The organism is Rhodococcus sp. Leaf225 (genome assembly GCF_001426145.1).
Classification (GTDB): Bacteria; Actinomycetota; Actinomycetes; order Mycobacteriales; family Mycobacteriaceae; genus Rhodococcoides.
In genome coordinates this window covers 51708-65122 of sequence record NZ_LMRN01000007.1, presented here as the reverse complement: position 1 = coordinate 65122, position 13415 = coordinate 51708, and the positions used below count along the sequence as shown (strand labels likewise).

General features: G+C 67.5%; 14 protein-coding genes. 10 read left to right on the top strand and 4 right to left on the bottom strand.

The genetic code is table 11. The annotated features are described in order from the left end of the window. Window positions 1–34: 34 nt before the first annotated feature. The 4 genes from ASG69_RS00385 to ASG69_RS00370 all read left to right on the top strand — a co-directional run bounded on the left by ASG69_RS00385 (window position 35) and on the right by ASG69_RS00370 (window position 3994). Window positions 35–1252, top strand: a complete 1218-nt coding sequence (locus ASG69_RS00385) for an MFS transporter (RefSeq protein ID WP_235578790.1) — start codon at window positions 35–37, stop codon at window positions 1250–1252. 28 nt (window positions 1253–1280) lie between these two features. Beyond that, a complete protein-coding gene (locus tag ASG69_RS00380; protein ID WP_056446499.1) occupies window positions 1281–1943 on the top strand; it encodes an SDR family NAD(P)-dependent oxidoreductase in 663 nt (220 codons plus the stop codon). 81 nt (window positions 1944–2024) lie between these two features. Beyond that, window positions 2025–3071 (top strand): NAD(P)-dependent alcohol dehydrogenase, encoded by a 1047-nt coding sequence (locus ASG69_RS00375; protein WP_056446496.1) that lies wholly within the window; start codon window positions 2025–2027, stop codon window positions 3069–3071. A 62-nt stretch (window positions 3072–3133) separates the two neighbouring features. Next, complete coding sequence (locus ASG69_RS00370) at window positions 3134–3994, top strand: helix-turn-helix transcriptional regulator (protein ID WP_056446493.1); 861 nt, start codon at window positions 3134–3136, stop codon at window positions 3992–3994. Window positions 3995–4052: 58 nt separating this feature from the next. On the opposite strand, the gene ASG69_RS00365 is transcribed toward ASG69_RS00370, so the two are convergent. Continuing rightward, window positions 4053–4412: a VOC family protein gene (locus ASG69_RS00365; RefSeq protein ID WP_056446490.1), complete on the bottom strand. Its 360-nt coding sequence runs from the start codon at window positions 4410–4412 to the stop codon at window positions 4053–4055. A gap of 174 nt (window positions 4413–4586) precedes the next feature. Between ASG69_RS00365 and ASG69_RS00360 the strand changes: the two genes are divergently transcribed. From ASG69_RS00360 to nhaA, 3 genes are all read left to right on the top strand, one after another. Beyond that, a complete protein-coding gene (locus ASG69_RS00360) occupies window positions 4587–5459 on the top strand; it encodes an alpha/beta fold hydrolase (RefSeq protein ID WP_056446487.1) in 873 nt (290 codons plus the stop codon). 147 nt (window positions 5460–5606) lie between these two features. Further along, a complete protein-coding gene (locus tag ASG69_RS00355) occupies window positions 5607–7394 on the top strand; it encodes a BCCT family transporter (RefSeq protein WP_235578789.1) in 1788 nt (595 codons plus the stop codon). Between the two features lie 25 nt (window positions 7395–7419). After that, window positions 7420–8742 (top strand): Na+/H+ antiporter NhaA, encoded by a 1323-nt coding sequence (gene nhaA / locus ASG69_RS00350; protein ID WP_027504387.1) that lies wholly within the window; start codon window positions 7420–7422, stop codon window positions 8740–8742. Window position 8743: 1 nt separating this feature from the next. Here nhaA and ASG69_RS00345 read toward each other — a convergent pair whose 3' ends face one another. Further along, window positions 8744–9139, bottom strand: coding sequence for a MerR family transcriptional regulator (locus ASG69_RS00345; RefSeq protein WP_162246778.1), 396 nt, complete (start codon window positions 9137–9139; stop codon window positions 8744–8746). Window positions 9140–9206: 67 nt separating this feature from the next. Next, window positions 9207–10712 (bottom strand): SulP family inorganic anion transporter, encoded by a 1506-nt coding sequence (locus tag ASG69_RS00340; RefSeq protein WP_027504389.1) that lies wholly within the window; start codon window positions 10710–10712, stop codon window positions 9207–9209. Window positions 10713–10841: 129 nt separating this feature from the next. Between ASG69_RS00340 and ASG69_RS00335 the strand changes: the two genes are divergently transcribed. From ASG69_RS00335 to ASG69_RS00325, 3 genes are read left to right on the top strand one after another with little or no spacing between them, the layout of a single operon-like run. Next, window positions 10842–11204 (top strand): ArsR/SmtB family transcription factor, encoded by a 363-nt coding sequence (locus ASG69_RS00335; RefSeq protein ID WP_056446484.1) that lies wholly within the window; start codon window positions 10842–10844, stop codon window positions 11202–11204. Beyond that, the gene (gene arsB, locus ASG69_RS00330) at window positions 11201–12289 is read left to right on the top strand and encodes an ACR3 family arsenite efflux transporter (RefSeq protein ID WP_056446481.1); all 1089 of its coding nucleotides are present in this window, start codon (window positions 11201–11203) and stop codon (window positions 12287–12289) included. Before ASG69_RS00335 ends, arsB begins: the two co-directional genes overlap by 4 nt. Further along, a complete protein-coding gene (locus ASG69_RS00325; RefSeq protein WP_056446478.1) occupies window positions 12289–12699 on the top strand; it encodes an arsenate-mycothiol transferase ArsC in 411 nt (136 codons plus the stop codon). Before arsB ends, ASG69_RS00325 begins: the two co-directional genes overlap by 1 nt. Before the next feature lie 57 nt (window positions 12700–12756). On the opposite strand, the gene ASG69_RS00320 is transcribed toward ASG69_RS00325, so the two are convergent. Beyond that, window positions 12757–13383: a DUF305 domain-containing protein gene (locus tag ASG69_RS00320; RefSeq protein WP_056446475.1), complete on the bottom strand. Its 627-nt coding sequence runs from the start codon at window positions 13381–13383 to the stop codon at window positions 12757–12759. Window positions 13384–13415: the final 32 nt, after the last annotated feature.

Here is a 13415-nt window from a genome sequence, read left to right as displayed (position 1 = left end):
TTGCGCCGCGAGGACGTCGATAGCGTCGACGACCGTGCCTTCCACCACCGAACGTCGACCGCTGCCCTTCCTCGTCTCCGTCCTGGCGATGGGCACGTTCCTCATGGGCACGTCCGAGTTCGTCGTGGCCGGGTTGCTGCCCGACATCGCCGGCGACCTGGCCATCGGGATCTCCGAGGCGGGTCTCCTGGTCACGGCATTCGCGATCGGCATGATCGCCACGCCGGCGGTGGCGGTGGCAGTGCTTCGAGTTCCCGAGCGCACGACGCTGCTGCTCTCGCTCGCCGTGTTCGCCGCCGGACATGTCGTCGTGGCACTCACCGACGAGCTCTCCGTCGTCCTCGTCGCCCGCTTCGTGACCGCGCTGGTGACGGGGGCGTTCTGGTCGATCGCAGCGTCCGTCGGTGCTCGAGTGTCCGGCCCGGACGACGCCGCGCGTGCCATCGGCATGGTCCTCAGCGGCGGCATCCTGGCGACCGTCATCGGCGTGCCCCTCGGGTCCGTCGCCGGTCAGCTCGTCGGGTGGCGTGGCCCGTTCTGGATCCTCGCCGGGCTGGCGCTGCTCGCGACCGTTCCCGTCGCTCGCATCGTTCCCGGCGGTCGCTCCGCCTCGACCACCGTCCCGCTGCGAGAGCAGACGGCGGCACTGATGTCGCGGCGCCTGTGGGTGGTCATGGCTGCCTGCGTCCTCGTCACCTCGGCCGTGATGTCCACCTACTCGTTCATCGCCCCGCTGCTGACGGAGCGCGCGGGCCTGTCCACCGAACTCCTCCCGGTGGGTCTCGCGATCTTCGGCGTCGGGGCCGTCACCGGCACACTCGGCAGTGGCCGGCTCGCGGGCCGCGCGCCGTACGGGACTGCTCTGAGCGGTGGCATCGCCGTCGTGGCAGCACTCGCCCTGCTCGGCGCGGTGTCGGACCACGCCGCACCGGCGATCGCACTTCTCGCGATCGCCGGTCTCGCCGGTCTCGGCATGAACCCGGTCCTCATGTCGATGGCCGTCAGGTTCGCCGAGGGCGCACCCACCCTGGCCACGTCGCTGTGCACGTCCATGTTCAACCTCGGCACCGCGATGGGGAGTGCGGTCACCGCGCGGGCCATCGGCGTGTTCGGCCCGGCCTCGATCCCGGTCGTCGGCGCAGCGTTCGCTGCCGCGCTGCTCGTTCCGCTGGCTACCCTCGTGATCATGGCCAGGCCCGGACACGGCCACCGCGCCGGCACCACCCCGCAGCACGACGCACTGGTGTCCTGACTTCCACTCGATCAGAGGAGTAACGACCATGACCACGATCGCCATCATCGGTGCGGGTGAGGGACTCGGAGCCGCCGTCGCTCGCCGCTTCGGCCGCGTGGGGTTCTCGGTCGCCCTGATCTCACGAGAGCAGGGCAATGTCGACCGCATCGCCGACTCGCTGGGCGATGCCGGGATCACCGCCGCGGGCTTCGCGGCCGACGTCCGGAACCCCGAGTCCCTGACCACCGCGCTGGACTCGGTGGCCGAGCGACTCGGACCGATCGAGGTGCTGCAGTACAGCCCTGTCCCGGCAAGGGAATTCATGAAGCCGGTCCTCGAGACACGCGTGGCCGATCTCGTCGGTCCGGTCGAGTTCTCCATCTACGGACCCGTCACCGCGGTGAACTGGGCACTGCCGGGAATGCGGTCGCTGGGACGCGGCACCGTGCTGTTCGTGAACGGAGGCAGTGCAGTTCGTCCCGGCGCGACCGTCGCCGGGACCTCGGTCGTCTTCGCCGGCGAGAGTGCCTACGCCCAACTGCTGCACGACGCACTCGCACCGGAGGGGCTGCACGTCGGCCAGCTGATCATTCCGCGGGGCATCGGCGCGGGTGAGCCGTCGCACGAACCGGACGCGCTCGCGGAACTATTGTGGACCATGCACACCGAGCGCGGCGAATTCCGCACGTTCGCAGCACCTCTGGACTGACCGTCTCGACGAGAGGTGCCCTGCGGGTACACCCTTCGTCAGGGACTCCCTCGACCGCCGATGCGGGTGTCGACTGGAGACATGACCACTCCCGTGAAGGCGTACGCCGCCACCGCAGCAGACGAGCCACTGTCTCCCTACACCATCGACCGCCGCGATGTCGGACCTCACGACGTCCGAATCGACATCGCGTTCGCCGGAATCTGCCACTCCGACATCCACACCGCCCGCGGCGAATGGGGCCCGGTTCCGTACCCCCTCGTCGTCGGCCACGAGATCGCGGGAATCGTGGCCGAGATCGGCTCCGAGGTCACGAAGCACGCGGTCGGCGACCGCGTCGGCGTCGGCTGCATGGTCGGCTCGTGCGGCGAGTGCGCCCAGTGCGTCAAGGGATTGGAACAGTACTGCCTCGTCGGCACCATTCAGACCTACGGCAGCACCGACCGCGACGGCACGGTCACTCAGGGTGGCTACTCGCAGCAGGTCGTCGTCACCGAGCACTTCGTCGTCACGATCCCCGAGGGCATCGAGCTCGACGCTGCGGCGCCGCTGCTGTGCGCCGGCATCACCACGTACTCACCGCTCCGCCACTGGGGCGCAGGACCCGGCAAGAAGGTCGCCGTCGTGGGGATGGGTGGACTCGGGCACATGGCCGTGAAGCTCGCGCACGCCATGGGAGCCGAGGTCACCGTCCTGTCGCAGTCGCTGGCGAAGCAGGAGGACGGACTACGTCTCGGCGCGGACCACTACTTCGCCACCGGCGATCCGGACACGTTCACGGATCTCGCCTCCACGTTCGACCTGATCATCAACACCGTCAGCGCGTCGATCGATCTGAACGCACATCTGTCGCTGTTGGCCGTCGACGGTGCCATGGTCAACGTCGGCGCGCCGGCGGAACCACTCCCCCTGCAGGTCTTCTCGCTCATCCCGCACCGCCGTACCTTCGCAGGATCCGCCATCGGCTCGATCGCGGAGACTCAGGAGATGCTCGACTTCTGCGCCGAGCATCGTCTCGGAGCCGAGATCGAGGTCATCTCCGCAGACAAGATCGACGACGCGTGGGAACGCGTGCTCGCCTCCGATGTCCGCTACCGGTTCGTCATCGACACGGCGACGCTGGCCTGACCGCGCGAGGGGTGTCATGACAGGGCCTCCCTCATCGCCTCCGGTCGTCCTACGCTGAATTCATGGACACCAAGGCCGAGGTTCGCGAGTTCCTCATGACCCGCCGCGCGAGGTTGACACCGGAGGCAGCGGGCATCACGACCAGTGGTACCCGTCGGGTGGCCGGCCTGCGTCGCAGCGAGGTGGCGTCGCTGGCCGGCCTGTCGGTCGAGTACTACGCCCGCATCGAGCGCGGCGCCATCGGCGGCGCATCGTCGTCGGTGCTCGACGCGCTCTCGCGCGCCCTGCAGCTCACCGACACCGAACATGCGCATCTGCTCGATCTGGCTCGCGCGGCCGACGGTGTCCCCACGTCGGGACGCCCCCGTCGCAGGGCGGAGCGCATCACCCCACCGCGCATCAGCCTGCAGTGGGCACTCGACTCCATCACCGACGGCGTCGCTTTCGTGCGCAATCGACGGCAGGATCTGCTGGCCACCAACGAACTGGGAAAAGCGTTCTACGCGCCCGTCATCGGTGACGGCGGCCGGGTGCCCAACCTGGCTCGGTTCCAGTTCCTCGATCCGCTGTCGCGGGAGTTCTATCCCGACTGGGACCTGTTCGCGCAGATGTGCGTCTCCATCATGCGTGCGGAGGCCGGCCGGGACCCACACGACAAGGGCCTGCAGGACCTCGTCGGCGAACTGTCCACACGCGACGAGACCTTTCGCAGGCTGTGGGGAGCGCACGACGTTCGCACTCACGGCGCCGGGACCAAACGCTTCCACCATCCCGTCGTCGGCGAGGTCCACCTCGCCTACGAGGAACTGGTGATCACCGCGGACCCCGGTTCCGTCCTCATGGTCTACACAGCGGAGCCCGGATCCCCGAGCGCGGATCGACTGCGACTGCTGGGGTCCTGGTCGACTGAAGCAGCCCGCTGATCGTGGAATCGAGACCCCGGAATCCGGGGTCTCGATTCCACTGTCGTCATTGCGTCGTTCAGGACGACGCCCACACACCCAGCACGGTGCCGCTCGGATCGGCGAAGTGGAACCGTCGTCCACCCGGGAAGTCGTAGGGGCCGGACACCACCGATCCGCCCGCGGCCTCGACCGCCTCGGCCGATGCGCCCAGGTCCTCGGAGTAGAGCAGCACGAGTGGTCCTCCCGCCGGCGCGGGGGTCTCGACCACGGCCAGCCCACCGACCTCGGCGCCGTCGGCTCCCACGATGCCGGCGTACGTCGGGCCGAAGTCGACGAACGTCCATCCGAAGGCCCCCGCGTAGAAGGCCCGAGCGACCGTCAGGTCGGTGACCGACAGCTCGATGTAGTCGATGCGGTGGTGCCTGGTCGTCGCCATTGCCCGATCATGCCGGTCGAGCACGCCCGGCGCGTGTCCTTCCGCGGGACCCCTGTCGCCGAGTGGCAACCCGCCGACCGCACGAGTAGTGTCCTCCCACGGTGTGCCGGGAAGTCTGGTCGGCGGTCGCTTCCGCGACCCCGAACGACGTCCAGCAGGAAGAGGCACCTCGACATGATGCTCGCCGTCGACACGGGCACGTACCGGACCACAGCAGGCCGAGACGCCGTGCAGGAATGGTGCCGACGCAGACTCGCCGACTGGTCCACGCCGCACACCGTTCGCCGGATCGACACCTCGCTCGGCTCGACCGTCGTCACGTCCGTCGTTCGACCCGACGCGCAGCGCACCGTCGTGGTGGTGCCCGGCGAGCTGTCCTGCGCGGCACTTCTGACGCCGCTGATCGATGCGATGCCCGACGCCACGGTGCACGTCGCCGACATGCCCGGCCAGCCCGGGCTCAGTTCGGGGGTGCGCCCGCGCCGGGGCCGGGCCTCGGCCGACTACGGTCGCTGGCTGGAGGACACCCTGACGCAGATCGGCGCCCCGCGGCCGGTTCTGCTGGGCATCGGGAGCGGCGCCGCGGCGGCCCTCTCCGCCACCTGCCGATCGTCGGTCGGCGCGATGGTGCTGGTCCGTCCCGAAGGCATCGTCCCGGTCTCTCGCCCCGATGGGCGGTTCCTGCGACGCCGCACGTCAGCGCACAGCACCTCCAGGGCGGTGGCCGCACTCTGCGGACAACATTTCCGTCCGGACGACGACCTGGTGGAATGGCGACTTCTGGTGTCGACGCATTGCGCCGGAACGCGCGCGGATCGCCACATCTCGGAGCGGCGGCTCGCGGAGTGGAGCCGCGCGGTGCCGCTCGAAGTGGTGGCGGGATCGTGTGATCCGGTGCTCGACCACCGTCGACTGGACGACCAGGTGTGGGAGATCACCGGTCGGGACACGACGGTGCTCGACGACTGCGGTCACCTCCCGGAACACGAATGCCCGCGGTCGCTCACCGCCGCGATCGAGCGGGTCGACCGACTGGTCCGGACGTAGCGGATTCGCGTCCACCCCGGCCTCACCGCCATGATCGACTGACCGATCGTCTATTTCTCTGGATGTGAACAAGTGAATTCAGTAGGATCCGCCTGGCGCGGAATACGCAAACCGGTATTCATTCCCGCGTCCGCGATCATCGTCGCCATGATCGTTTTCTCCGTCATTTTCGCGGGTACCGCGGCCGACGCATTCGAGGCCCTCAACGGGGCCATCACCGACGGTGTCGGATGGTGGTACATCCTGACGGCGACGGGATTCGTCGTCTTCGCCCTCTACTGTGGCGCCAGCCGTATCGGCAACATCCGCCTCGGCCGCGACGACGAGAGCCCCGAATTCGGCGTCCTCTCCTGGTTCGCGATGCTCTTCAGCGCCGGTATGGGCATCGGACTGGTGTTCTACGGCGTCGCGGAACCGTTGTCGCACTACATCACTCCCCCAGTTGCCGGGGGTGTCGACGGATCGACCGACGCGGCCGCCAACCAGGCCATGGAGCTCACCCTGTACCACTGGGGTCTGCACGCATGGGCGATCTACGTCGTCGTCGGTCTCGGACTCGCGTACATGACCTATCGCAAGGGCCGCCCCCTGTCGGTTCGCTGGCTCCTCGAGCCACTGCTCGGACGGCAACGGATCGAGGGCGGTATCGGTCACGCGATCGACGCGATCGCCATCATCGGAACGCTGTTCGGCGTCGCGACCTCACTCGGTTTCGGTGTTCAGCAGATCTCCGCCGGTCTGTCCTACCTCGGCTGGGTGGAGACGAACAATTGGCTGACCATCGCCCTCATTGCCTTCGTCACGTTGCTCGCCACGTATTCCGTCGTCTCGGGTGTGTCGAAGGGCCTGAAATGGCTCTCCAACATCAACATGGCACTCGCCGCCGGCTTGGCTGTGTTCGTCCTGATCGCCGGACCGACGCTGTTCCTCATGCAGTCGTGGGTGCAGAACCTCGGTGGGTACGTCCAGGCGCTGCCGGAATTGATGCTCCGTACATCGCCTTTCGCCGAGGACGGGTGGGCCGGCGCCTGGACCATCTTCTACTGGGGATGGTGGATGAGCTGGGCACCGTTCGTCGGCATGTTCATCGCACGGATCTCGCGCGGCCGCACGATCCGCGAATTCGTCTTCGGCGTGCTGCTCGCACCGACTCTCGTCGGCTCGCTGTGGTTCACCATCTTCGGTGACTCCGGAATCCTCCGTCAGCGCAACGAGGGCACCATGCTCGCCGACGACGGAACCGTCGGCACGGACACGAGCCTGTTCCAACTTCTCGACGGTCTTCCGCTCGCGACCGTCACGAGCGTTCTCGCCATCGCGGTGATCGTGTTCTTCTTCGTCACCTCCTCGGACTCCGGCTCGCTGGTCATCGACATCCTCTCCACCGGTGGTGATCTCGACACACCCAAGATCACCCGCGTCTACTGGACCGTGCTCGAGGGCGTCGCTGCCGCTGTTCTGCTGCTGATCGGTGGATCCGGATCACTCACGGCCTTGCAGACGGCGTCGATCGCGACCGCGGTGCCGTTCTCGATCATCATGGTGCTGGCGTGCGTGTCACTCCTGAAGGCCTTCCGCTACGAGGTGGCCACCACGCCGTCCTACGTCCGGATCACCCCTGCCGGAGATGCACCGCCCGTGGACCGCGCGACACCGGCGCGACGGCCGGAGCGCGGCGGTATCTCCACCACGTTCGCCGGTCTGTCCCCGTCGAAGGACGGCCTGTCCACCCCGTCCGGGCTGCTCGCGGTCCAGTCGGTACCGCAGAGCCGACTTCAGATCGACCCGGACACCGGCGCCGTTCAGTACTCGGAGCACGACGAGCCGGTCGATCCGCTCGGCGGCGAGGTCTTCGACACCCCCGAGTTCGCGGACTCCGCCGAAGGCGAAGCCCACCAACGCCGTACCGACGCCACCGCGTACGACAACTCCTGATCGTCAGAGCACCGAAGGGCACCCCATGACGTCATCCTCGCCACCTCCCACGCGTCGCAGTCTGCTCTCGCGGGGGTCGTGGTCCGAAGCCTCGCGCATCACCGACGTGCTGCGCAAGGAGACCGTCGGGGGTGCCCTGTTGCTGGTCGCCACGGTGATCGCTCTCGTCTGGGCCAACTCCCCGTGGTCGGCCGCCTACGACACGCTCATGGCGACACGAGTGGGCCCGTCCGCGCTCCACCTCGATCTCACTCTCTCCACGTGGGCCGCGGACGGCCTGCTCGCGATCTTCTTCTTCGTCGTGGGCCTCGAACTCAAGCGCGAGTTCGTCGCCGGCGACCTCCGCGACCCGGCGCGTGCGGCCCTGCCCATCGCGGCCGCGATCGGCGGCATGGCCGTGCCCGCACTGATCTTCGTCGTCGTCAATCTGCGCACCGGTGACGGCGCACTGCTGGGGTGGGCCATTCCCACCGCGACCGACATCGCCTTCGCGGTCGCCGTTCTCGCCGTCGTCAGCACGCACCTACCGCTCGCATTGCGCACCTTTCTGCTCACGCTGGCCGTCGTCGACGATCTCCTCGCGGTGACGGTGATCGCGATCTTCTACACCGCCGACCTGAACTTCGTGGCGCTCGGCGCCGCGATGATCCCGCTCGCCCTCTTCGCCGTCGCCGTGCAGCGACGGATCCGGTCGTGGTGGATTCTCATTCCCCTCGCGGTCGTCACCTGGGTTCTCATGCACGAGTCCGGCGTTCACGCCACGGTCGCCGGCGTGCTGCTCGGATTCGCGGTGCCGGTGATCCGCAGCCGCGCCGCCGGCGGTCCGGAGGCCGGACCCGGTATGGCCGAACACTTCGAACATCGCATCCGACCTCTCTCTGCCGGTGTCGCGGTGCCGCTCTTCGCATTCTGCGCCGCCGGCGTGACCGTCGGCGGCGTGTCGGGCTTCTTCGAGGCGCTCGGCGACCCGATCGCCATCGGCATCGTCGCGGGACTGGTGGTCGGCAAGACCATCGGCGTGCTGGGCACCACGTATCTCGTGTCCCGCTTCACCCGTGCCACTCTCGATGCCGGACTCGCGTGGCGTGACGTGTTCGGCGTCGCCGTTCTCGCCGGCATCGGTTTCACCGTCTCGCTGTTGATCGGCGACCTCGCCTTCGGTGAGAGCACCGAGCGAGACGATCACGTCAAGGTCGGAGTTCTGACCGGATCGGTGATCTCGGCGTGCATCGCCGCCGCGATTCTGCGCAGCCGCAACCGCGCGTACAAGCTGATCCACGAGGAGGAGACTCGCGACGACGATCACGACGGCATCCCCGACGTGTATCAGCGCCGCGAGGAGAGCTGACTCAGAGTTCGGTGACCGGCCTGCGGGCCGCGAGCAGAGCTGCGAACTCCTCGCCGTAGGCAAGATGGCGTCGCAACGTCTCGCATCGGTCCAGCGCCTTGTCGTGGCACTCGTCGACGAACTGTGTTGCAGCAGCGCGGTCCTCGTCGTCGGCATCGCCGTTCCCGAGGACGTCGAGGGCTGCGAGCAGCTCGCCCATCTCGGCCAGCGTGAACTCCAGCGGCTTCATTCGCCGGATCACCAACAACCGCTCGACGTCGGCCTCGGTGTAGAGCCGGAATCCGCCGGCCGATCGCGCCGACGGGACGACGAGACCCACCGAGTCGTAGTGGCGCAGTGTGCGAATGGACAGTGCCGTGCGCTCGGCGACCTCACCGATCTGCATGCTCTCGCCCACTGTCCCGCTCCTTCGTCGTACGTCGAGTGTGCGTCGACTCTAGTTCCGACCCGGAGACCGGGCCCGATCAGTGTCCTGCGCCGAGGTGTCCGCTGAGCCGGTCCCGTCGTTCCACGGACGACGCGTTCAGACCCACGATCTCGACCTTCTTGCCCCTCGCCGCGTACTTCGTGGTGACGGCATCGAGCGTCGCGACCGTGGAGGCGTCCCAGATGTGGGACTCCGACATGTCGATGACGATGTTCTCGGGGTCACCGACGTAGTCGAACTGGTGGATCAGATCGTTGCTGGAGGCGAAGAACAGCTCTCCCAGCACCTTGTAGACGCGCGTGTTCTCGTCCGGATGTGCCACGTCGACCACCTCGGTGAGGTGCGCGACCCGCCGCGCGAAGAGCACCATCGCGGTGACGACACCGACGACGACGCCGTAGGCCAGGTTGTGGGTCGCGACGGTCACGGCCACCGTGGCGATCATGACCAGCGTCTCGCTCTTGGGCATGCGCCGCAGGGTCGACGGACGGATGCTGTGCCAGTCGAACGTGCCCACCGAGACCATGATCATGACCGCGACCAACGCGGCCATCGGGATGAGTGCCACGATGTCGCCGAGTCCCACCACGAGGATCAGCAGGAACGTTCCGGCGAGGAAGGTCGAGATCCGGGTACGTGCGCCGGAGACCTTCACGTTGATCATGGTCTGGCCGATCATCGCGCAGCCGCCCATGCCGCCGGTGAAGCCCGTGACGAGGTTGGCGACACCCTGGCCCCAACCCTCGCGGGTCTTGTTCGAGCGCGAATCGGTGATGTCGTCCACCAGCTTCGCGGTCATGAGTGATTCGAGCAGACCCACCAGTGCGATGGCGAGCGAGAACGGCGCGATGATCGACAGGGTGTCGAGGGTGAACGGCACGTTCGGGAGCAGCAGCGTCGGAAGCGAGGACGGCAGCTCGCCCTCGTCGCCGACATCGGGAACCTGCAGCGCGAACACGAGGGTGGCGGCGGTGAGCATCACGATGGCGATCAACGGTGCGGGCACTACGGTCGTCAGCTTGGGAAGGAACACCATGACCACGAGACCCACTGCCACGAGGGGATACACCAGGGCGGGCACGCCGATGAGGTAGGGCAACTGCGACGTGAAGATGAGGATGGCGAGCGCGTTGACGAACCCGACCATCACGCTGCGCGGAATGAAGCGCATCAGCTTCGCCACTCCGACGACGCTGAGCACGATCTGCAGGACGCCACCGAGGATCACGGCGGCGATGAGGTAGTCGAGGCCGTACTCGCGTGACAGTGGCGCGACGACGAGGGCGATCGCTCCGGTGGCGGCCGAGATCATGGCCGGACGACCGCCGACGATCGAGATGGTGACCGCCATCGTGAAGGACGCGAACAGTCCGACGCGGGGATCGACACCGGCGATGATGGAGAACGAGATCGCCTCCGGGATCAGCGCCAGCGCGACGACCAGGCCCGCCAGCACCTCGGTCTTCAGTCGACGAGGTGAGCGCAGCGCGGCCAGCACCGAGGTGTCCTCGGGTGGGGCGACGGTCGAGCCGGCGTGGGACATGACGAGCCTCTTTCACGGTGCGGGACTGCCGGAGGCCGAGCACGGCCCTCCGCTGGGGCGGAACTCTACTCTCACCGGAGAGTAGGGTGCGACTTGACCGAGACCATCGACAACCGTCAATATAGAAGAATGTCGAATCAGTCAGAGCCCGACACGGGTGTCCGATGCTCGCCCCTGGTTCGTGAACCTCTGACCGAGCAGCAGTCGCACATCCTCGCGTCGATGTTCAAGGCGCTGGGCGACCCGGTCCGGTTGCGCCTGCTCAGTCTCATCGCGAGTCATGACGGTGGTGAGGCGTGCGTGTGCGACATCTCCGGATCCTTCGACCTGTCGCAGCCGACCATCTCCCACCACCTCAAGGTGCTTCGCCAGGCCGGCCTGCTCGGCTCCGAGCGGCGTGGAACCTGGGTCTACTACCGCGTGGTTCCCGATGCGCTGCAGCAGTTGTCGGCCGTCATGGCCACCGTCGACCCGACGCTGGTGACCGCATGAGCACCGCGGCGAACACCAGCGACCACCCCGCCGTCGTCGGCAAGCTCTCCACCCTCGACCGGTTTCTGCCGGTGTGGATCGGCGTCGCGATGGTCGTCGGGCTGCTGCTCGGACGACTGATCCCCGGGATGAACGACGCCCTGTCGTCCATCTCCGTCGACGGCGTCTCCCTGCCGATCGCGATCGGCCTGCTGATCATGATGTACCCGGTGCTGGCCAAGGTCCGCTACGACCGGCTCGACACCGTCACCGGCGACACGCGACTGCTCGCCGGATCCTTGATCCTCAACTGGATCCTGGGCCCGGCCCTGATGTTCGCGCTGGCCTGGCTGTTCCTCCCCGACCTACCGGAGTACCGCACCGGACTCATCATCGTCGGACTCGCCCGCTGCATCGCGATGGTCATCATCTGGAACGACCTCGCCTGCGGCGACCGCGAAGCCGCCGCCGTACTCGTGGCCATCAACTCGGTGTTCCAGGTGATCATGTTCGCCGTCCTCGGCTGGTTCTACCTCTCCGTGCTCCCCGGCTGGCTCGGCCTCGACCAGACCACCATCGAGGCATCACCGTGGCAGATCGCGAAGTCCGTCCTGATCTTCCTGGGCATCCCGTTGATCGCCGGATTCGCCTCTCGGTACTTCGGCGAACGCGCCAAGGGCCGCGACTGGTACGAGACCTCGTTCATCCCGAAAATCGGGCCGTGGGCGCTCTACGGACTGCTGTTCACCATCGTCGTCCTGTTCGCCCTGCAGGGCGACCGCATCACCTCCCAGCCCCTGGACGTCGTTCGCATCGCGCTCCCGCTGCTGGTGTACTTCGCCGTGATGTGGGGCGGCGGATACGCCCTCGGCGCAGCGATGGGACTGGGCTACGAGCGCACGACGACCCTGGCGTTCACCGCGGCGGGCAACAACTTCGAACTCGCCATCGCTGTCGCGATCGCCACCTACGGCGCCACGTCCGGTCAAGCCCTCGCCGGCGTCGTCGGACCCCTGATCGAAGTCCCCGTGCTCGTGGGCCTGGTCTACGTCTCGCTGGCACTGCGCAGACGATTCTCACCCACCCGACAGACGGAGGAATCCTGATGTCCCGCAAGCCGAGTGTGTTGTTCGTCTGCGTGAAGAACGGCGGCAAGTCGCAGATGGCCGCAGGGCTGATGCGCACGGTTGCTGGTGACGATGTCGAGGTGCATTCCGCCGGGACTGCCCCCGGCAGTGCAGTCAACGCTCTGTCCGCCGAGTCGCTGCGTGAGGTCGGAGTCGATCTCACCGGTGAGCACCCCAAGCCGATCGATCCGGATCTGATGTCCCGGATGGACTACGTCGTCACCCTCGGCACCGAGGCGACCGTCGACCCGGTCGAGGGACCGACCTACCTGAACTGGGACACCGACGAGCCGTCGACGCGAGGCATCGAGGGCATCGAGCGGATGCGCCTGGTGCGCGACGACATCGCCGCGCGCGTCGACGAACTCGCGGCGCGCCTCCGGAACTGACACGGGCCGCACCCGATGGCCGCCACTCCCGTCGGAGTGGCGGCCGTCGGCCGGAGGTCAACCGAGAAGTTGTTCCATCCTGGCGATCTCGGCGTTCTGCGTCTCGACGATCGTGCGGGCCATCGCGACCGCGTCGTCGTTCGAGCCCTCCTCGATCTCCGTCTCCGCCATGGCGACCGCACCTCGATGATGGTCGATCATCATCGTCAGCCACCGCTGGTCGAACTCGTCGCCGGACAAGGCCGTCAGGGAGGCCATGTCCTGCGAACTCATCATTCCGCTCCCCGACCCGTGGTCCATGCCCTGCATGTCGTCGGGCGATGCAGACGGAGACGGCCGACCCCACTCCGCCAGCCAGGAGGCCAACTGGTCCATCTCGGGTCCCTGCGCGTCCGCGATCTCGTCGGCGAGCGTGACCACGTCCGGGTTCGTGGACCGCCCGTCGACCATGGAGGCCATCTCGACAGCCTGAGCATGGTGCGGGTACATCATCGATGCGAACGCGACGTCGGCGTCGGCGAAGTCCGCAGCGGGATCCTGAGACGGCGCGGACTCCATGGACGAGGAACCCATCGAGTGGCCCTCCATCGACGCGGACGACCCGTCGTCGCCACAACCGGCGACGAGGGCGACTCCGATCGCGGCAGCGGCGAGTGTGGTGACTGTCGTGTTCTTGACATGCATGGGCGTACTCCTGAGGTGTGTCGAACGGAAAA

Coding starts and splice junctions, on each gene's coding strand:
- ASG69_RS00380 (WP_056446499.1), top strand. CDS start 1,281: ATGACCACGATCGCCATCATCGGTGCGGGTGAGGGACTCGGAGCCGCC.
- ASG69_RS00375 (WP_056446496.1), top strand. CDS start 2,025: ATGACCACTCCCGTGAAGGCGTACGCCGCCACCGCAGCAGACGAGCCA.
- ASG69_RS00370 (WP_056446493.1), top strand. CDS start 3,134: ATGGACACCAAGGCCGAGGTTCGCGAGTTCCTCATGACCCGCCGCGCG.
- ASG69_RS00365 (WP_056446490.1), bottom strand. CDS start 4,412: ATGGCGACGACCAGGCACCACCGCATCGACTACATCGAGCTGTCGGTC.
- ASG69_RS00360 (WP_056446487.1), top strand. CDS start 4,587: ATGATGCTCGCCGTCGACACGGGCACGTACCGGACCACAGCAGGCCGA.
- ASG69_RS00355 (WP_235578789.1), top strand. CDS start 5,607: ATGATCGTTTTCTCCGTCATTTTCGCGGGTACCGCGGCCGACGCATTC.
- nhaA (WP_027504387.1), top strand. CDS start 7,420: ATGACGTCATCCTCGCCACCTCCCACGCGTCGCAGTCTGCTCTCGCGG.
- ASG69_RS00340 (WP_027504389.1), bottom strand. CDS start 10,712: ATGTCCCACGCCGGCTCGACCGTCGCCCCACCCGAGGACACCTCGGTG.
- ASG69_RS00335 (WP_056446484.1), top strand. CDS start 10,842: ATGTCGAATCAGTCAGAGCCCGACACGGGTGTCCGATGCTCGCCCCTG.
- arsB (WP_056446481.1), top strand. CDS start 11,201: ATGAGCACCGCGGCGAACACCAGCGACCACCCCGCCGTCGTCGGCAAG.
- ASG69_RS00325 (WP_056446478.1), top strand. CDS start 12,289: ATGTCCCGCAAGCCGAGTGTGTTGTTCGTCTGCGTGAAGAACGGCGGC.
- ASG69_RS00320 (WP_056446475.1), bottom strand. CDS start 13,383: ATGCATGTCAAGAACACGACAGTCACCACACTCGCCGCTGCCGCGATC.